At 52.7% G+C, this 18,195-nt stretch carries 19 protein-coding genes; 5 read left to right on the top strand and 14 right to left on the bottom strand.

Annotation, left to right across the window (positions count from 1 at the left end; all coding sequences use genetic code 11):
- The 6 genes from atpH to Pla144_RS10140 all read right to left on the bottom strand — a co-directional run bounded on the left by atpH (position 1) and on the right by Pla144_RS10140 (position 3,449).
- Complete coding sequence (gene atpH / locus Pla144_RS10165; protein ID WP_146450570.1) at positions 1 to 627, bottom strand: ATP synthase F1 subunit delta; 627 nt, start codon at positions 625 to 627, stop codon at positions 1 to 3.
- Positions 628 to 632: 5 nt separating this feature from the next.
- Positions 633 to 1,283 (bottom strand): F0F1 ATP synthase subunit B, encoded by a 651-nt coding sequence (gene atpF, locus Pla144_RS10160; protein ID WP_146450569.1) that lies wholly within the window; start codon positions 1,281 to 1,283, stop codon positions 633 to 635.
- A gap of 64 nt (positions 1,284 to 1,347) precedes the next feature.
- Entirely contained in the window at positions 1,348 to 1,659 is a 312-nt protein-coding gene (gene atpE / locus Pla144_RS10155; RefSeq protein ID WP_146451058.1) for an ATP synthase F0 subunit C, read from the bottom strand.
- Positions 1,660 to 1,733: 74 nt separating this feature from the next.
- Positions 1,734 to 2,642, bottom strand: coding sequence for a F0F1 ATP synthase subunit A (gene atpB, locus Pla144_RS10150; RefSeq protein ID WP_146450568.1), 909 nt, complete (start codon positions 2,640 to 2,642; stop codon positions 1,734 to 1,736).
- 16 nt (positions 2,643 to 2,658) lie between these two features.
- Positions 2,659 to 3,093, bottom strand: coding sequence for a hypothetical protein (locus Pla144_RS10145; protein ID WP_146450567.1), 435 nt, complete (start codon positions 3,091 to 3,093; stop codon positions 2,659 to 2,661).
- Complete coding sequence (locus Pla144_RS10140) at positions 3,090 to 3,449, bottom strand: AtpZ/AtpI family protein (RefSeq protein ID WP_146450566.1); 360 nt, start codon at positions 3,447 to 3,449, stop codon at positions 3,090 to 3,092. Before Pla144_RS10140 ends, Pla144_RS10145 begins: the two co-directional genes overlap by 4 nt.
- A gap of 616 nt (positions 3,450 to 4,065) precedes the next feature.
- Here Pla144_RS10140 and Pla144_RS10135 point away from each other — a divergent pair.
- The 5 genes from Pla144_RS10135 (at position 4,066) to larE (ending at position 8,969) form a co-directional block, all read left to right on the top strand.
- On the top strand, positions 4,066 to 5,154 hold the full coding sequence (locus Pla144_RS10135) for a DUF4912 domain-containing protein (RefSeq protein ID WP_146450565.1): 1,089 nt from the start codon (positions 4,066 to 4,068) through the stop codon (positions 5,152 to 5,154).
- Between the two features lie 192 nt (positions 5,155 to 5,346).
- A complete protein-coding gene (locus Pla144_RS10130; protein WP_146450564.1) occupies positions 5,347 to 6,906 on the top strand; it encodes a class I adenylate-forming enzyme family protein in 1,560 nt (519 codons plus the stop codon).
- Between the two features lie 2 nt (positions 6,907 to 6,908).
- Positions 6,909 to 7,604: a TVP38/TMEM64 family protein gene (locus Pla144_RS10125; RefSeq protein ID WP_146450563.1), complete on the top strand. Its 696-nt coding sequence runs from the start codon at positions 6,909 to 6,911 to the stop codon at positions 7,602 to 7,604.
- Between the two features lie 226 nt (positions 7,605 to 7,830).
- Positions 7,831 to 8,112: a hypothetical protein gene (locus tag Pla144_RS10120; protein WP_197530556.1), complete on the top strand. Its 282-nt coding sequence runs from the start codon at positions 7,831 to 7,833 to the stop codon at positions 8,110 to 8,112.
- Positions 8,109 to 8,969, top strand: a complete 861-nt coding sequence (gene larE / locus Pla144_RS10115) for an ATP-dependent sacrificial sulfur transferase LarE (RefSeq protein WP_231936295.1) — start codon at positions 8,109 to 8,111, stop codon at positions 8,967 to 8,969. The genes Pla144_RS10120 and larE overlap by 4 nt, the downstream gene beginning before the upstream one ends.
- On the opposite strand, the gene Pla144_RS10110 is transcribed toward larE, so the two are convergent.
- The 8 genes from Pla144_RS10110 to coaE all read right to left on the bottom strand — a co-directional run bounded on the left by Pla144_RS10110 (position 8,966) and on the right by coaE (position 18,163).
- Positions 8,966 to 10,888, bottom strand: coding sequence for a sodium:solute symporter family transporter (locus Pla144_RS10110; protein WP_146450561.1), 1,923 nt, complete (start codon positions 10,886 to 10,888; stop codon positions 8,966 to 8,968). The genes larE and Pla144_RS10110 overlap by 4 nt on opposite strands.
- 198 nt (positions 10,889 to 11,086) lie before the next feature.
- Positions 11,087 to 11,434 carry a P-II family nitrogen regulator gene (locus tag Pla144_RS10105; RefSeq protein ID WP_146450560.1) on the bottom strand — a complete coding sequence of 116 codons (348 nt, stop codon included), beginning with the start codon at positions 11,432 to 11,434 and terminating at the stop codon, positions 11,087 to 11,089.
- 470 nt (positions 11,435 to 11,904) lie between these two features.
- A complete protein-coding gene (locus Pla144_RS10100; protein ID WP_391580966.1) occupies positions 11,905 to 13,317 on the bottom strand; it encodes an ammonium transporter in 1,413 nt (470 codons plus the stop codon).
- Between the two features lie 438 nt (positions 13,318 to 13,755).
- A complete protein-coding gene (ftsY, locus tag Pla144_RS10095) occupies positions 13,756 to 14,754 on the bottom strand; it encodes a signal recognition particle-docking protein FtsY (protein WP_197530555.1) in 999 nt (332 codons plus the stop codon).
- 51 nt (positions 14,755 to 14,805) lie between these two features.
- Positions 14,806 to 15,216, bottom strand: coding sequence for a transcription antitermination factor NusB (gene nusB, locus Pla144_RS10090; protein WP_146450559.1), 411 nt, complete (start codon positions 15,214 to 15,216; stop codon positions 14,806 to 14,808).
- A gap of 86 nt (positions 15,217 to 15,302) precedes the next feature.
- Positions 15,303 to 15,764, bottom strand: a complete 462-nt coding sequence (gene ribH, locus Pla144_RS10085; RefSeq protein ID WP_146450558.1) for a 6,7-dimethyl-8-ribityllumazine synthase — start codon at positions 15,762 to 15,764, stop codon at positions 15,303 to 15,305.
- Between the two features lie 24 nt (positions 15,765 to 15,788).
- Complete coding sequence (rho, locus tag Pla144_RS10080; RefSeq protein WP_146450557.1) at positions 15,789 to 17,270, bottom strand: transcription termination factor Rho; 1,482 nt, start codon at positions 17,268 to 17,270, stop codon at positions 15,789 to 15,791.
- Between the two features lie 290 nt (positions 17,271 to 17,560).
- Positions 17,561 to 18,163, bottom strand: a complete 603-nt coding sequence (gene coaE, locus Pla144_RS10075) for a dephospho-CoA kinase (RefSeq protein ID WP_146450556.1) — start codon at positions 18,161 to 18,163, stop codon at positions 17,561 to 17,563.
- Positions 18,164 to 18,195 lie beyond the last annotated feature (32 nt).

The following is an 18,195-nucleotide window of genomic DNA, read 5'->3' as shown; positions in this document are numbered from 1 at the left end:
TTATATGCGCTGGTGTCGCTGGATCGATTCGACGGCACTAGCAATCATCAACTGCCGGGTTCGCTCCAGGCTTGTGCGAGTTGAAGCATCAAAAACTCGATCCCCAACGCGAGCCACAAAACCAGCTATCAAGTCGGCGTTGATCTTCACCTGGACGATCGGGTGGGTGTCAAATACCTGTGCTAAAGTGGCAATGATTTCCTGCTCAAGCGTCTGGTCGACTTCTTGGGCCAATTCCAAGTGAACAGTCACTTGATTGCAACGTTCTTTCCAAAGTTCGCCGGCGGAACGAACTACCTGACGAAGCATTCCTAATCGGTTGTGCTTCGTCAGCACATAGAGGAAGCTCAGCGCTGACTGCGAGAGGCTTTTTCCGAAAACCCGTTCGAGGATCCCTTGCTTGTGCTCTTGCGAAACAAGAGCCGAATCAAAGACTTTTTCTAGATCAGAGTGCTTTACCAGTACTTCGGACACCACTGCCTGGAGCTCGTCCATCAAACCTTGCTGGGCATCGTGATCCCCAGCGGCGTTCAGGGCGGCTTTGGCATACACACGCGAGAGCATCTCGGCGCCTACGTCGAGGACCGTCTCGTTTGTGCTTTCGGGACTGAAAAAACTCTCTGCCATGGAAATCAGTTCTTACTGGGGCTCATGGACGATAACCTACCCAACGCGTCGCGGACCAATTGCGATTGTTGCTCCGGCGATATGTTGACTCGTACCACTTGTCCCGCCAATTCAACGGCCAGGTTGGCACTTGTCTCAGCCAGGGTCTTCTTGGCGGCATCCGTTGCACGCTCCACATCACGAAGGGCTCGATCGCGTTCCTGATCTGCTGCCTGCTTGGCCTCCGCGACGATCTGATTCTTGGTGTGCTCGGCGTCACGTCGGGCTTCCTCCAGCAGGGCACGCACTTCGTCGGCAGCACTAGCCAATTTTGCTTCGTGCTCCAGCAGCAGCTTTTTGGCTTGCTCATGCTTGACGGCCGCCTCGGCAATGTTGCCTTCGATACGTTTTTCACGCTCCACGAGGGCTGCCGAAATCGCTGGCCAGGCAAACTTGCTCAGAACCAAGAACAACACCACGAACACAACAACGGTCCAGATCGCCAGATCGGGATCGACACTCAAGGGATTGGGGTCTCCCCCTTCGTGACCCTCACCATGCTCCGCAGCAGCGGAGCCGTGACTCTCACTGGCGGCTTCGGCGGTCGGAGAACCGACAAGCCAGCCACTCAGCGCAAAGACCAATAGCAAACAAGAACTAAATTGTCGAAAGCTCATGCGCAGCACCCTATCGCAATAGCATTTGCAGGTTTTAAGAAAAATACCTTTTTGCAATATGCAACTAGTTAAAGAGCATACATACGATCAAGGCAAAGAACGTAGCACCTTCGATCAACGCTGCGGAAATAATCATGGCCGTCTGGATGTTACCAGCAGCCTCCGGTTGCCGAGACATGCCTTCGACCGCTTGGCCACCAATTCTGCCGATACCCAAGGCGGCACCAATAATCACCAGACCTGCACCAAAGGCAGCTCCCAAGTTAAGGCTAATCCCGCCACCAGCAGCGGCAGCATCTCCAGCTCCCTGTGCCATAGCTGGACCAGCAACGGCCAACGCAGCCCAACAAAACGATAGCAATTTGACCAATTTCATCACTTTAAAAATCTCCTACAACAAAACGAGACCTGAAAAAAACTATACAAAATCGAACCTACTCAAAGGGTTTATCAGTGCGGATGTACTGCTGCTCCAATGAATAGGGCCGACAAGAAGGTAAAAATATAGGCCTGCAAAAAGGCCACGAACAATTCAAGTAAACTGAGTGCGGTGGCACCCAGCACACTGGCTGCGGTGACACTTCCCCAAATGGCTTGACCTGCCACTGCGCTAGCTCCAATGAACGCCAACAACACGGCCAGCACCACGTGACCTGCCATCATATTGGCCAAGAGACGCACGGCCAACACGCAATGTTTGATGAACAAGCCAAGGATTTCAATCACGAAAATGAGCGGGATCAGCATTATGGCAATCGGCTTCGGCAAATCCATGTGGGGCACTTGAGCCTTCCAGAATCCCACGACACCAAGCTTTTTCATTCCCGAACCGATAACCACTATAAACGTCGTTAGTGCCAAGGCCGCGGTGACGGCGAGTGCCCCGGTTGGTGAACCCATCCAGGGAATCATACCCATCAGGTTGCAACCCAGCACAAACAGGAACATAGTCCACAGAAAAGGCACAAACTTGTCGGCATCGTGATAACCGATACAAGGCCGGGCGATGTGATCGCGGATATAGAGCAAGAATACTTCGAGCAGGTTCCAGAGCCGGCCCTTGGCCTGCGATCCCCCTTTAAGCCGTCCCGCCAGGAAGACGAATAGCAACACGATGATCGCGGCAATGATCACCTCAAGCACCATGAACCTGGTCAGCTTGAATTCGAGCGGTTGAATTGTTTTATCGATCAGCTCATTGCCAGTGTGCATCTCGATCAGCGGCTTATCCAGCAGAAAAGGCTGGGGCAACTCGACGTGGCCATGCGAGCCGGGCGGAGTCAACGCCTGGGGCAAGTGAAAGCTCGTCGAATCTTCGACGTGCTTAAAGAGTTCTTTGGGGTCGAGTGGATTGGCCATAGCTGGAAATGCGGGGTCAGTGCGAGGCGGGCTTGGAGGGAAGGGAATCGATCATTTGGACCGAGAGAAATGTCTCCGCAGCCAGCGACACCAAATAACTTGCGATCAAGAAACCCACAAACGAGTTATGATTCGCCTGATTTTTATTGAGGGCCAGCCACAGACAGACCATCAGCGGCGGTACCAAGCGGCAACCCATGGCCAGCAGCATCCCGGCCAAGTTTTGACCGGCTAAGCTGAATTGATATGAAATCACAAGAGCAGCCAAACCTGCCGCGAAGCAAATTGAGGCTGCCGTCAGAAGTGAGAGCCAAGCCGTATTGCCAATCCAAAAGGCAATTGGAAGCGAGCAGCCAACGAAGATCGCCATGACCACGAGCAAGAACAACGCGCAGGACAGCAAGCTGCTTGGTGCGCCGCTTGTGGACCAGCCTGACGATAATGAAGTCACAGTTTGTCCTTCTCGGATAACTTGGCAGTTGTACTGGCAGGACTTTCCCTCAGCCGACTTCGGCCAACACGTTTCTTGCCCTGCCCTATCTTGGCAATTGCCAGCAACTGCTTGAAGGCAATCAGACTTCCTGCGGCAAAACCAAGTATCATAAATAAACCCTTGCTTCCCAGCTTGTTATCAAGCCAATAACCCGCCAGGCCTGGAAGCACCATCTCAAGGGAGATGGTCATTATTCGCGACGCCCATTCGGCAGCCTTTGCCGAAGCCGAGCGATTATCGTCGTTCGCTTGGTCATCTGGCCTGTCGCCAACTGGGTCATCAATATCTGCCCCATTTGACGGCTCCCAGGACATTACGATCTCATCTTGCTGAAGCTGATTCCCGTGGTGAGACGCCGCTGAGAACGCAATTCTACGATAGTAGAACCGCGTATTATTTCTCGTCTGGCCTAATCTAATAGGGAGCAAGTAGAGCGCGAAGGGGAATTCGTGCAATTTTTCACAAAGTCTGGTAATTCGTCACAACCTTTTTCCTCACAAAGAGATAGAGGTGGCATCTCATCACGAAGAATGGGGGTTCATATCGGCAAGTGTGGACCGCTCAAAGCCAGTCGGCAGTCTCGAGAAGAAACCCCTCGTAACCTATGCAGGGGCAATAACTTACAGCCAGCAGGAGATGCCAAATATTTGCGTTTTTCCGAATTTGTAATTAGGATGAAGATGAGAGGATTTATGGTGCCTTGAATAATAGACGGCCCCATTTTTCTTTTTAGGTACCTGGTCAGGGAATGCCAGTTGCCATAGATCCGCATGGGCTGCGACCGAGGCTCCAATATCATAACGGGGTGTTCGAAGGTCGAGTTCCGATCGGCAGAACCCCACACGGACGTTGCACCCGACTTGTTTGGTATTCATTCTGTGGGAATGGCCGAGCGAACTCAAATCTTTGCCCTGAGGGCTTCTTGAGCCTATGACCGCCGCATCACTCCGCTCGCACACCGCGAAAGATCTCGCCCAAATAGCCCGCCAGCAAGGGGTGCCAGGCTGGCATTCCATGCGAAAGGCTGATCTCATCAAGGCCCTCATTCATGTTGCCCAAAAGAAGACTTCCACTAGGCAGCAGCAGAATGGAAACGGTCACTCAGGCAGTTCAACTACTCGAATTTCCGAAACTCCTCCCCAAGTCAGGCAGGATATTCAAGCCGCGCAGCAGAAGCTGGCTTTGCTGAAAAACTTGGCTCTTAAGGATTCTGGCACCGAGAACTCGGATTCGGACCGAGATCAACTAATAGTGATGGTCCGCGATCCCTACTGGCTACACGCGAATTGGAGTTTATCGCAACGCAGCATTGATCGCGCCCAGGCTGCCTTGGGACAGCGATGGCACCATTGTCAGCCTACCTTGCGTGTGTTTCGCATTATGGAGGCAGGTTCGTCAGTGCTAGTTCGGGACATCACGATCCACGGCGGGGTATCAAACTGGTACGTTGACGTGGCCGAGCCCCCCAGCCAATTTCGCATGGAGATCGGCTACCTGGCCGAGGATGGAACCTTTTACGCCCTTGCCCGCAGCAATTCCGTCCAGACCCCTTCTGCCGATGCAAATGAGACAGTCGATGAAAATTGGTCGGACGTGGCAGAAAATGCAGATCGCATTTTCGCTATGAGTGGAGGATATTCTCAGCAAGGGACCAGTCGCGAATTGCAGGAACTCCTTGAAACACGCCTGCACCGCCCGATGGGATCGCCTATGAACACACGCTTCGGGCACGGCGCGGCGCTCGATTCGGTCTCTGCTTTGGAACTAGCGGTCGATGCAGACGTGACGATTTACGGAGTCACCTCCCGTTCCGCGCACGTTACCCTCAAGGGTGTGCCGATCAACGTACGCCCCGATGGCACATTCTCCGCCAAGCTGAAGCTTGCCGAGCAACGGCAGGTCATACCCATCGTCGCCAGCGCATGTGACGGCGTGGAGCAGCGAACCGTCATTCTTGCCCTGGATCGCAATACTAAGGTGATGGAACCCCTCTTCCGGGACATCAGCAAGCCAAGTTAGTCGCACACCCTCATCGCATTAGCCACAACCTGCCCGTCAGGTGGAGCTCGACAGAGGAAATCGCGCCTCCCGTTTTCTCCATGGCAGATGGTGCTTAGAGTGTTTGGCAGGTGATCGCACAACGGTTACAATGCCTCCAGCAGCATTTTAGGGCAAGACTCTTAACCCTCTCCAATCATGGAAGAAACTCCGATGCCACTCACGGGGCCACTGCTTGAGAAACCAGTAGTTTTGACGCAGCTCTTACAGCGTGGACTGCAGTTGAACTCAAACGAACTGGCGCTGGTGTCAGCTGACTTCAGTTGGACCTGGTACGAACTCGACCTGGTGAGTTCACGCTTGGCGGCAAATCTTCTCGGTTTGGGTCTGAGACCGGGAGACCGAGCGGCGTCGCTTATGCCGAACCGCACCTCGCTCATTATTTTCTATCTGGCCTGTATTAAAGCTGGACTTGTTGCCACTCCGCTCAACTATCGTTATCAGGCCCCTGAAATCGACCACGCATTGGAGGTCAGCGAAGCGGCAATTCTTCTCGCACACGTCGAACGCGATGCCGACCTCGACAAGAGCAAGTTGGTTGCCAAACTGCCACTTGGGCGAATCACGTACGGGGCAACTGGCATGCGTAGTCCAAGTTTCGACGAACTATTGCAACTTGAACCGAAGTCTCTTGCCCTGCCCGAGCCCTCGCTGGATACGCCTATATTTATCTTTTTTACGTCCGGAAGCACTGGCAAACCGAAAGGTGTCACGCACACTCATGAGACTTTTGGCTGGATGTTGGCCAGCGCAATTGTCAGTTTCGAAATCACTCCAGACGATGTATTCCTGCCCGGTTCATCAATATCGCATATTGCTGCTTCGCTAATGGCTTTGGCAGGATTGGCAGCAGGCATCCGAGTCGAAATCGCGCGTACCTTTGATGGAGATGAAGTACTTCCACTCCTCGACCGAACGAAACCCACGATGCTGTGCATGTTGCCGGCTGCCTTGTTCAACGTGGTTCGTGACCATGGGGCAACTCGTCACCATTTTCGTGCTCTAAGAGCCTGTTTCGCAGGGGGGGACAAAGTATCGGCAGAATTGGAACGAGAGTTTGTCGAGTTGGTAGGCATTGAAATCGATGAACTTTATGGAATGTCGGAAATAGGTTTGGCAACTATCAATCCTCCTTCCGGAAAGAATAAAGTCGGCTCAATCGGCAAGCTCGCGCCGGGCTATCAAGCTTCCGTTCGAGATGTCCAAGGCCGAGAAGTGCCCGTCGGCAGCGAAGGGAAGTTGTGGATTAAGTCGCCAATCAACACGATCGGATATTGGAAAAGACCGGAAGCTACTGCCGAAACCATTGTCGACGGCTGGCTCGATACGGGGGACATTGTCCGCGCGGATGAAGACGGCTATCTCTGGTTTGCCGGTCGCAAGAAGCAGATCATTGTGCATGACGGCTCGAACATCTGTCCTCAGGAAGTGGAAGAATCGCTCGTTGAGCACCCAGCTGTGGCTGAGGCTGGAGTCGTAGGAATACACGATGTGGTACATGGCGAAAACGTCCGCGCGTATATCACTCTGGTGCCTGGGGCAGATCGTCCCACCATTGCCGAATTGATCAAGTTTTCTCGAGAGCGTGTGGGATACAAGGCACCCGAGGAAATTGTTGTCCTCGACGAAATGCCGCTCAACGCAACTGGCAAGACCGACCGGGTGGCACTCAAACGCCTCGCGGAGTCGGGTCATGTACTAGCAAGCCAGTGAGCATGAGCAAGAATAGCGTGGAATGGGGAAAACTCTTTGCCGGCATCCTGCTTGTGGTGTTGGTCATTGCGCTGGGCGTTCATTACAGCGGGCAACTCCACGGTCACATTCTCGACGTTGAGCATTGGATCGCAGGGTTGGGCGTCTGGGGGCCGGTGGCGTATCTGGGTCTACTCATTGTATTGACGAGTGTCTTCTTTCCAGACTCTGTGCTAGGAGCTGTTGCAGGGGCATTATTTGGCCCGTGGCTCGGAACGGCTGTTGTTCTCTTGGGAGCGGTCATCGTACAGTGCATCGCCTTCGGGCTTTCGCACCATTTCTTCAAGCACCGGGTGCAACAAGCAATTGAGCGGCGACCAAAGCTCTCAACCATCCAGCGAGCAGCGAATCACAGAGGTTTCCGGTTGCAATTTCTCTTGCGACTCTTGCCGCTCAATCCCGTAATGGTCAGCTACGTCATCGGAACCACCACAACCCGTTTTCCTGTTTTTCTAGCTGCATTATTTGGTCTGATACCAGGATTGTTTGTCCAGGTCTACACGGGGTACGCCGCGAAACACATGATCAAGGCGGCAGGCCAACCGGGCGGACACTCGACGATGCACTTGGTATTAGTTGGTGCGGGACTCGTTGTCTGCTTAGTGCTGTTGGTTGTCGTGGTTCGCATGGCACAGAAGGCAGTTGCCGAGGCTGAATAGTAGCTCAGTGGGGCCAGCCTTATTCAACTAACTCAGGCTCAACCATTGGCAACAATTCAGACGCTGGTGGCATCACCACCGTATTCGGCAAGGCACGGCAGCGGATTTGCCAGCCGCCGTCGCACTGGCAAAAATAACGAAATCGCCGCATAATACAGGCATGGAGGATATTGAATATGCCTAGAGATGAATCTATTGATATCATTGGCTCAACGAATCACAGTTGGTGGACCTCAATCACCGTATAGTGGCTCGGCTAAAGTTTTTGCGTCAGATGCGCGCCCATGCCGATATGTTGGAGTTCAGTATTGGCGAGCGAGTGGAGTTTGACTCTGGTGGTGGCGGATTGAAGGCTGGTGTACTGACCAAATATAACCGCAAGACAGTCACGGTCATCACGGATTCAGGAGAGCAATGGAACATCGCTCCTTGCTATTTAAGGTCAGTTGCGGAGTCCCGTACGAGTCAGCCGATTGAACCGCAAATGCTGGAGCACCATAAGAAGTGAGTCAAAGCTTTCCCATATCTGTTGCTGATGCGCAGCAAGGATTGCTCGAGTATTTGGGCGAGCTTTCCGGTTGTGTTGTCGCCTATTCAGGAGGGGTCGATAGTGCGGTGGTTGCCAAAGCAGCCCAACTAGCATTAGGCGAGCGTGCTTTGGCTGTGACCGGTGTCAGTGCAAGTTTGGCGGCGGGGGAACTCGATACTGCTCAGCGGATCGCGGCCTCAATTGGCATTCGTCATGAGACACTCCATACGGACGAGCTGGCCGATGTTGGTTATCTGAAGAACGAGCCGACGCGATGTTGGCATTGCAAGAATGAGTTGTATAGCCAAATCCGCCGATTGGCAGTTCAGCGTGGCTTTGCCGCAATTGCTAACGGTACGAATATCGATGATCTGGGCGACTTCCGCCCGGGATTGCAGGCTGCCGAAGAGCATGGTGTTGTGAGCCCGCTGGTTGCTTGCGGAGTTAACAAGCAAAAGGTCCGAGAACTGGCCCAGGCATGGGGGCTGGAAGTGTGGGACAAGCCAGCCTCGCCGTGTCTCTCTAGTCGAGTAGTTTACGGACTGGATATCACGCCGGAACGGCTAGCGCGGATCGACGCCGCTGAGGCGTTTCTCCGGGAACTTGGATTTAGCTCGGTGCGAGTGCGTTGCCATCAGGATGAACTGGCCCGCTTGGAGGTGGACGCTAATGAGGTAGCAAGATTGGCAGAACCTCACCAGCGCACCGCGATAGCAAACCGCCTGCGGGAAATAGGTTTTCGCTATGTGACCGTCGACCTGGAGGGCTTTCGTTCGGGGAGTTTTACTCAGTTGGTCTCAGTGGACCAGCTCACACTGTCTTGCTCAAAAGATTAGAAGAACACTACATACAAAGCAATTGTTAACACGACGACCACAACCCCCCAAAACTTTGCCACGCCCGATTCTTCCAGATTCATCGATTCGTTCACGGGTAGTTCGACCGGTTCCGGCAGCGGATTGAGTTTGGTCATGATTGCCAAGACAACCAAAAGTATACCAAAACAAATCGCCATACGATCTAAAAACGCAATCTGTGGGGCGACCAGCTTTAGTGCACCGTAGAGAATGGGATTGAGAATTAGCCCAACCGTTCCCACTGATCGCGGAGCGCGATGCACAAGCAAACCGAAGATGAAGATCGCCAACACACCGGGCGAGATGAACCCTTGAAATTCTTGGATGTAGTTGAAAATGTTGCCAAATTTTGGGCTGCCAAGGTTGGGTGCAATCAAGAGAGCGATTAACACAAACGCGATCGTACAAGCGCGACCAATTGAGACAAGCTCACTCTGGGAAGCGCCCTTACGAAGCTTGTAGTAGATGTCCATCGTAAAAATCGTGGATGCCGAATTGAGCATCGACGCCAAGGAGCTAACAACCGCACCGAAGATTGCGGCGAGGACAAATCCCAATACGCCGCTACCCGGAACGAGCAGATTCTTGAGCAGCGTTGGAAACGCAGCGTCGTAGTCATAGCCAACCAACTTGCCTGCAACAGGGATTTTACTGGTTTCTGACATTTCAATTAGTTCGGCGTTTCTCCCCCAGATCGAAATGACCTCCTGTTTGTCAGATTCTAACGGAGTTTCTTCCAACAGAGTTGCATTGTGATTTACGATCTTCGCGGCCAGTTCAGGATTCGTTTCTGCGAATCGATCGGAAAAGTCGATGAGTTTTTCTGAACCAGCCTCGAATTCTGTCAGCAGGTGTGCATTTTTTTTCTCGGCCAGTGACTTCAAGTCGCCACTATACAGGTTGAAGGCCAAGATTCCTGGAATCACGACGACGAATGGAATGACTAATTTCAAGAAAGCAGCAAAGATAATTCCCTTTTGGCCTTCTGCCAAAGATTTGGAGCCAAGCGTTCGCTGGGTAATGTATTGGTTCAGACCCCAATAGAAAAAGTTAGGAATCCAGAGTCCTATTATGAGGGCCGACCAGGGGATTTTCTTGTCATCAAGCGGTCGCACCATGTGAAGTTTACCGTCGGGTAGTTCGCCCTTATTCAGATCAATAAATCGCTGCAATGGTCCTGCGTTCTCCAGGCTATCGACCGAAACCTCCTTGTTGCGTGCCGTGGTGAGAAGCTCCTGTGGATCGGCGGAACCAATCGCTTTTAAGGACAAGTAGGCAATGATGCCGCCACCGACAATTAGGGCGGCACCTTGAATCAGGTCAGCCCAAGCACACGCTTTGAGGCCTCCTGCAAAGACATAGGCTGCTGCTAGAACGCCAATGATCCAACACCCGACAGAGATGCTTCCCAAATCGAAACCCATTAAGGATTGTCCTTGGAAGAATACGCTGATTACCTTGGCACCTGAGAAGATGACCGAGGCCGTCGGCACGCCCACGAGGATAACCATCGTGGTGATGGCCATGACAGCGCGCGCAAAGGTGTTGTAACGATATTCCAGAAACTCTGGAATCGTGTAGATGCCGCTCTTGAGAAACTTGGGCAGGAAGACAAACGCAACCACAACCAAAGTGATGGCTGCCATCCATTCGTAGCTGGCAATTGCCATGCCAAGCCAATCAGCGGCTTCGCCGCTCATGCCGACGAATTGCTCGGTGGAGATGTTTGCGGCGATAAGCGAGAAGCCAACGAGCCACCAAGTTAGTCCTCGACCGGCGAGGAAATATTCCTGGGCCCCTTTTTCACCGCTAGTTTCCTCGTCTTTACTCTTCCAAAGTCCGATGCCTATTACGGATGCAACAAACAGCACGAACACCAGGATATCGATTCCACCCATGAAATAATCCTAAAAAAACACGCCTAAAAAATGAGATTTGAGACGATAAGCACGCGACTCTGGGAACAGTTGCTCGGAGCATGATAGTCTAACGTGGGGAGTAATTCCACCACTCCGATTTGAATCTATGACAAACCTGTCGAGCCGAGGAGAAAAGAGTGAGCGGCTCAAGAATCGCAGAAATAACCTGCAGAGCAGCTAAATCGCTTCGGGGCCGCGTTCTCCAGTGCGGATGCGGATGCAGTCTTCTAGGGGGAGGACGAAGATTTTTCCGTCGCCGATCTGACCAGCCTCTCCCGTGCGCCCCCCCTCAATGATCGCATTGATGGTAGGCTCGACAAAATTGTCGTTCACTGCGATCTGCAATTGAACTTTCCGCAAGAGGTTGACGGTGATCTCTCGACCTCTGTAAACCTCGGTCTGCCCCTTTTGCCGGCCAAAGCCTTGTACGTCCATAATTGTGAGTCGGACAACTTCGACTTTCGAAAGGGCTGCTTTGACGTCTTCCAGTTTGCTGGGCTGGACGATGGCAATGATTAGCTTCATAAAAATGCGGAATTGGGAATGGGGATTGCGGAATTGATTTGAACGCTATCGCCCATCCTAATTCCGCATTCCGCATTCCGCAATCCGCATTCAACACAGGGACACCCCGGCTTGGGCGGGAATAGGCGGAAAACCCACCCAAGCCATTGGGGCATCCTTCTGGTTTGATGGGCTCAGACAGCCCAACTTTCACTCGGTAGGCTGATTGGTATCGTCAGAGTTCGAAACCACTATAAAGCAGAGCAATCCGCTTGATTTGTGCCGCACTTGTAACTCGATTTTGGTGATGGCGTCCCGGCTTGGTTGCACCGTAGGCGGCAAGTGCAACCAAGCCAGTTGGGACATCACCATTGGACCCCGGTAAAGGGGTAGTATCATAAAAGTATTAATCAGCCGATTGTGGAGCACATGAGAGGGACCAGCGATCCACAAGCGGCGATTCAATTTAAACAAAAACTACTTCGTCAACTTCATGAGTAACTGGGCGTCCCGGAGTAGGCTTGCATGCCATGCTCGCTCACGTCCAGACCCTTTTGCTCTTCCGATTCGCTGACCCGCAATATCCCCATGGCTTTGAGGAGCGAGAATAATACGATCATTGTGACGAATGACCAACCCGCAATCGAGAACGTTCCGATAAACTGAGTCGAGAATGAAGTTGATGGTTCAGGTCCAGCGGTAAGGGTGTTCGGCAGGATGCCGATAGCCAGGCAACCCCACACCCCGCACATTCCGTGAACAGGGAAGGCCCCAACAGGATCGTCGATCTGAAGTTTGTCGAGCAGCAAAATTCCGGCAATAACTAAGCCTGCTGCAACCGTACCAACCACGATGGCCATGTTGTTCGACATGCAATCGCAACAGGCGGTAATACCAACCAAACCTCCAAGAATACCGTTCAGACCCATCGAGAGATCAGGCTTACCAAACATGAACCAGCTCAACAGTGTCGCGACGATACCGCCAGCACCAGCCGCCAATGTGGTGGTCATAGCAATATGCATAACGGCATCAATATCACCTGTGGAATGAAACGCTAACTGGCTACCAGGGTTGAATCCATACCAGCCGAACCACAGAATGAAGACACCTAAAGCGGCAATTGGCATGCTATGGCCAGGCATTGGGATCGATTTGCCATTTACAAACCGGCCAAGTCGGGGACCAAGAATTATGGCACCTGCCAGTCCAGCAAAACCACCTACAGCATGGACAACGGCAGAGCCCGCGAAATCAGCAAAACCCATTTGGCCTAGCCATCCGCCGCCCCATTTCCAGAAACCACTAACGGGATAGATGAATGCTGTGAGAACAGCACTGTATATCAAATAGGCTCCTACTTTCATGCGACCAGCGACAGCCCCAGAAACAATTGTGGCAGCTGTGGCAGCAAACACTGCTTGAAAGAACCAGTCCACTTCAGGACTGAAGGTACGATCAGCTGCAGCTTCATATCCATCGAGGCCAAAGCCACCAAAAGCAAAGTACTTGTGGGCTTCAACGTCTACTCCGTAGCTACCGGGATACATGAGGCCGAATCCAATGGCGTAGAACAAGAGTACGCCGATGCAAATATCCATCGAGTTCTTGAACAAGATGTTCACGGCATTTTTTGAAGAATTAAAGCCTGCCTCAACCATGGCAAAACCGGCCTGCATGAAAAACACTAGAACCGCAGAGAGGAACAACATCGCGTTGTCCAGTGCATAGCCAAAGCCCAAATCGGGAGATTCTTCCACAGCCACAGCAACCGTTTCTTCGGTCACGGTGGCCTCTTCTTCCTGAGCCCACATAGGTTGGTTGAAGATGGCTGTCGCGCCGAGCGACAACATCAGCGCGACCAGCATAGAACGCCAGCCGCGATTCATCACGAGAGAACACATAAAACTCGCCCTTTTTTACATTGTCAGAAGGATTAGTATCACTGCAGGACCACACAGTTATCTAGAATTCCACCTTTTGGGTCCCGGAGGCGTAAACAATAGCCCCAGACGTGAAGAACTCCTTTCACTGCATAACGACATTGCAGCAAAGATTTCCAACGTCGCGAGAGCCATGAGCAATCAGCGTGCCAGCACTTCGTTGATGGAATAGAACAAGGGCGGTAACCTGCTTATTTCAAACAAGTTACGAAAAGTATTAAAGTCCGCAGAGAATCTGAATTGCATTTCGCGAAGCATGACTTGCCAGAAAGATAATCACTCTTTGATGCGCTATTGGGCAGGTCATAGTTGGCACAAAACTGTCCTCATTGGTCTTAGTCACCACGATTCGAGCCAAAGAGTGGTAGAACGCGGATCGAACCGTTCGGCGCTAAAATGCTAGTCCGGACTCGTGCCATCGATTTCAGCAAACAAGGCGTTGACGAATTCGACCGGATTGAAGAGCGCCCAGTCTTCCGGCTGCTCGCCAACTCCGACATATTTGACCGGGAGTCCAACCTGCTGCTTAATGGCGACAACAACGCCACCCTTGGCCGTGCCATCAAGCTTGGCAAGGATAATTCCCGTGCAATCCACTGCCTCAGTGAAATTGCTGGCCTGGCTGATGCCGTTTTGGCCCGTAGTGGCGTCGAGCACAAGCAGCACCTCGTGCGGTGCTTCGGGGATCAATTTTCGGATAGACTGTTGAATCTTGGTCAATTCAGCCATCAAGTTTTTCTGAGTTTGCAGTCGGCCAGCCGTATCAACGATGCAAACTTCGGCCCCAGTTGCGATACATTCTTCCACGGCACGATAAGCCACCGAGGCGGGATGGGCTCCCTGCTCACCAGTGACGAGATTGACTCCAAGGCGTTTGGACCAAATTGTGAGCTGTTCGACTGCTGCGGCCCGGAAGGTGTCTCCTGCCCCAAGCACGATCGACTTGCCTTGCGATTTGAGAAGGTGAGCTAATTTGGCAATTGAGGTGGTCTTTCCTGCTCCGTTCACGCCACAAACCATAATGATTGTTGGGCCCGACTTAGCGAACCGAATCGGCGAGTCGTCCTGCGACATCAACTCTGTCAACTTGGTTTTCCATGTGGCAACGACTTCTTCGAGCGTCACTACCCGACCGCGCATTTTCGTAGCGACTTCCTCCACGATTTTCTCAACTCCGTCGTAGCCCATATCCGTCTTAAACAGAATGGCACGCATTTCGTCGAGGAAAGCATCGTCGATGAGTCGACCTTCGCTCTTAAAAAGGTCGCGGACGTCGGTTTTCAGAATATTAGCGGTTTTCTTCAGTCCGCTACGAAACTTGTCGAAAAAACCCATAATTTGAATTACAGAAGTAAGAATGACGGAATAACGAAAACCGAATGTCGAAGTTAACCACATTCATTCGACATTCGAAAAATTGTCATTCGAGCTTGGGTATTTCGTCATTGGTCATTCCTTCTTTCCTTTCCTTTCGATCAATTTATCTAGGATTCCATTCACGAACTGCGAAGAGTTCGCAGAGCCAAATCGCTTGGCGAGTTCGACCGCTTCGTCGATAGCGACGCGGGGAGGAGTATCGGTGTAGCGGATTTCGTAGGCGCCCATACGAATAACGTTGCGATCGGTGGCCGCCATTCGCGACACGCTCCAGTTGTCAGCCTTGGTGGCAATCAGGGCATCCAATTCTTCCCGATTTCGCAAGACACCCAAGACTAGCGAGATGGCAAATTCGCGCAGCTCAGGCTCCTTCAGGCGATTTTCGAGCAGAGGCATAACCTGGTCGCGGGAATCTCTCGGATTGAGATCTTCCTGAAAAAGCGCTTGCAGCGCAACTTCACGTCCTCGACTGCGGCTTGCCATGGGAATAACGGTACAAAAATGTGGGGTTTCTGAATTCGAAATCGGAGGCAGCTCCGCTCTTCCGATTAGTCGGTGGGTATCGCATTCTATGCCGGAGGGCAGTTCTTGAGCAATGCGACCATTGCCAGCGCGGCCTCGGCACATTCGATGCCTTTGTTGCCCACGTTGCCCCCGGAGCGGTGAATCGCCTGTTCCATTGTTTCGCAAGTGAGCAATCCAAAGAGCATCGGCAGATCATTGGCCAGGGAGATCTGTTGTAGAGACAGGCTCACGGCTCGATTGATATGCTGATCGTGCGACGTCTCTCCTCGAATGACTGCACCCAGGCAAATCACTGCAGAACAGCTCTCGGATTGGGCAAATCGTTGGGCCACCACTGGGATTTCCCATGCTCCTGGGACCCAGACGACATCGATTTGAGACTCTGAAACACCAGCGCCTACCAGTGTGCTGAGCGCACCCTGAAGCAGTTTCGCCGTGATCGAGCGATTCCACTCGGCCACAACAATCGCAAATCGTTCGGATCCGTCTAGCGGAGGTCGTTCCATGGATGAAAACGCGCGGTATGTCGCTTACTCCTTGATGCTCATCAAGAACTCAGCATTTGTCTTGGTCTTCCGCAGTCGTGTGGTGAGCAGGTCCATCGCGTCGGTTGGGCTCATCTCGTTCAGAACTCGCCGCAACATGCACACTCGACGATGTTCTTCGGGATCCATCAACATTTCTTCACGGCGGGTTCCGCTGCGGTTGATGTCGATGGCTGGCCAGATCCGTTTGTCGACCAATTGGCGATCGAGCAAGATTTCTTGGTTGCCGGTCCCCTTGAATTCTTCAAAGATGACCTCGTCCATGCGGCTGCCCGTATCGACCAATGCGGTGGCGATGATTGTCAGCGAACCACCTTCTTGCACTTTTCGGGCGGAACCAAAGAATCTCTTAGGACGTTGCATGGCATTGGCGTCGATGCCGCCGGAGAGAATTTTTCCGGAACTGGGGCACTCCGAATTCCAGGCTCGAGCCAAGCGGGTAATCGAATCGAGAAAAACGACCACGTCGCGGCCGTATTCCACCATCCGTTTAGCTTTTTCGATGACCATCTCGGCAACCTGAATGTGGCGTGCCGCCGGTTCGTCAAACGTTGAACTAATCACTTCACAGTTGGGACCTTTGACCTCACGCTCCATATCGGTGACTTCTTCAGGCCGCTCATCGATGAGCAGCATCACGACATAGGCTCCGGGATAATTGACCAACACACTCTTGGCCATTTTCTGCATCAAAATCGTCTTGCCCGCGCGAGGGGGACTGACAATGAGACCGCGTTGGCCGAAGCCGATCGGGACGATCATATCGACCACTCGCATCGCGATCTCGTCGGGAGTCGTTTCCATGGAAATCCGAGCGTCGGGATGTTCTGGCGTAAGGTTGTCAAAGTACACTTTGCGGGACAGTAGATTGGGGTCGGCACCGTTAATCGCCTCGATCCGCAAGAGAGCGAAATACCGCTCGTTTTCTTTGGGAGGACGAATCGTGCCCGCTACCGTGGCACCCGTGTGCAAGCCGAAGCGGCGTATCTGGCTGGGCGAGACGTAGATGTCGTCCGGGCAAGAAAGATAGTGGTAGTCGGGGCTCCGGAGAAATCCGAATCCGTCCGGGAGAATTTCTAAAGTCCCCTCACCGAACATCATGCCGTCGAGTTTGACTCGCTGCTTGAGGATGCGGAAAATCAAATCTTGCTTTTTGAGGCCTGCCGCCTCTTCGACCCCTTCCGTCTCAGCAACCTCGATCAGCTCGGGCATGGACATCTTCTGCAAGGCAGCGATGTGCATATTGGGGTCTGGCGAATCAGTGCGCTCAATGGCCTTGCCAACACGACGAACTCGCTCAGCGGCCTTATCAAGTTCTTCGGCGATCGAGAGCGGTTCTTCTCGCTCAAGTTGGGCTAGGGCATCGCCATCGATATGGCTGTCGCTGGTGCTCTCAAAAGGACGTCGACGACGGTTGTAGGATGAACCTCGGCCAGACCTGGTGCCATAATTTCCGGTTTCGGACATGATAGTAAACTCCTGAAAAGTGAGGGAATGTGGCGCGCGAACTGCGCCGGCGGGGAATATCTTAGGGAGCAAAACGAGGAGGAGCCTTTGGTGGGCTATACCCCATTATTGCAGAAACTGCATAATTACGGAAAGCGAAATTGGAAAATTTTCTTGACGCGGGAAATGCGTCGGGCGGGCTGACATGAAAGTACTTTCTCTGCCAGTGCTACTAATATACACAGAAACAGTGCCAGGGGAAGTCGCCCGGCGTTAATTCTTGGTTAAGACCTTGAATGGTTGCCTTCCTTTCACGTCTGCGGCAGTTGCTGCCAGAATTGGCGTACTTGCGCAGTTAGGCTCTCAAGCGACCCTTCATTGGATACAAAGTGTGTGGCTTGATGCCGTTTTTCCTCTATCGGCAATTGGACGGCCTCACGTGTGGCTAATTCGTTTGGGCTCCAGTTACGCAGGTTTTCGGCTCTGGATTGGCGGTCGGCCAACGGGCTGTCGACAAACAACAACACGTCGCAGAGTTCACCCCACCCTGCCTCGAGTAAGAGGGGGGCATCGATAACCACTGCCGGAGTGGGGGTTTGCGACAAACTCGCGATTTCGGTTTCAAACTCCTGCCGGATCAATGGATGTAGTAGCCCTTCCAGAAATTTGAGCTCGCTGCGCCCTAAGTCAGCTGAAAAGACGCGTTTGGCAACCGCCCGCCTATCGACTTGGCCAACTTCGTCGAGAATGCTGGCCCCCCATCGGTCTACCAAGGCCGAGCGGACGGAAGATCGATTGATGACCCTATGGGCCGCCGCATCGGCATCCAACACAGTGGCTCCCAGCACTGAAAGTTCCTTGGCAACAGCCGACTTGCCGCTGGCGATTCCGCCGATGAGACCAATTACTAGCATATAATAAAATCCCAAACACGTGCCGACAATTG

This window comes from Bythopirellula polymerisocia (assembly GCF_007860015.1).
In the GTDB taxonomy this organism is placed as follows: Bacteria; Planctomycetota; Planctomycetia; order Pirellulales; family Lacipirellulaceae; genus Bythopirellula; species Bythopirellula polymerisocia.
Note: the sequence above shows the minus strand (reverse complement) of the source record. Positions and strands in the feature narration are given on the sequence as shown.

Excerpts from the sequence above, each read along its gene's own strand:
- atpH (WP_146450570.1), bottom strand. The coding sequence starts at position 627 with ATGGCAGAGAGTTTTTTCAGTCCCGAAAGCACAAACGAGACGGTCCTC.
- atpF (WP_146450569.1), bottom strand. The coding sequence starts at position 1,283 with ATGAGCTTTCGACAATTTAGTTCTTGTTTGCTATTGGTCTTTGCGCTG.
- atpE (WP_146451058.1), bottom strand. The coding sequence starts at position 1,659 with ATGAAATTGGTCAAATTGCTATCGTTTTGTTGGGCTGCGTTGGCCGTT.
- atpB (WP_146450568.1), bottom strand. The coding sequence starts at position 2,642 with ATGGCCAATCCACTCGACCCCAAAGAACTCTTTAAGCACGTCGAAGAT.
- Pla144_RS10140 (WP_146450566.1), bottom strand. The coding sequence starts at position 3,449 with ATGTCCTGGGAGCCGTCAAATGGGGCAGATATTGATGACCCAGTTGGC.
- Pla144_RS10135 (WP_146450565.1), top strand. The coding sequence starts at position 4,066 with ATGACCGCCGCATCACTCCGCTCGCACACCGCGAAAGATCTCGCCCAA.
- Pla144_RS10130 (WP_146450564.1), top strand. The coding sequence starts at position 5,347 with ATGCCACTCACGGGGCCACTGCTTGAGAAACCAGTAGTTTTGACGCAG.
- Pla144_RS10125 (WP_146450563.1), top strand. The coding sequence starts at position 6,909 with ATGAGCAAGAATAGCGTGGAATGGGGAAAACTCTTTGCCGGCATCCTG.
- Pla144_RS10110 (WP_146450561.1), bottom strand. The coding sequence starts at position 10,888 with ATGGGTGGAATCGATATCCTGGTGTTCGTGCTGTTTGTTGCATCCGTA.
- Pla144_RS10105 (WP_146450560.1), bottom strand. The coding sequence starts at position 11,434 with ATGAAGCTAATCATTGCCATCGTCCAGCCCAGCAAACTGGAAGACGTC.
- Pla144_RS10100 (WP_391580966.1), bottom strand. The coding sequence starts at position 13,317 with ATGTGTTCTCTCGTGATGAATCGCGGCTGGCGTTCTATGCTGGTCGCG.
- ftsY (WP_197530555.1), bottom strand. The coding sequence starts at position 14,754 with ATGTGGTTAACTTCGACATTCGGTTTTCGTTATTCCGTCATTCTTACT.
- nusB (WP_146450559.1), bottom strand. The coding sequence starts at position 15,216 with ATGGCAAGCCGCAGTCGAGGACGTGAAGTTGCGCTGCAAGCGCTTTTT.
- ribH (WP_146450558.1), bottom strand. The coding sequence starts at position 15,764 with ATGGAACGACCTCCGCTAGACGGATCCGAACGATTTGCGATTGTTGTG.
- rho (WP_146450557.1), bottom strand. The coding sequence starts at position 17,270 with ATGTCCGAAACCGGAAATTATGGCACCAGGTCTGGCCGAGGTTCATCC.
- coaE (WP_146450556.1), bottom strand. The coding sequence starts at position 18,163 with ATGCTAGTAATTGGTCTCATCGGCGGAATCGCCAGCGGCAAGTCGGCT.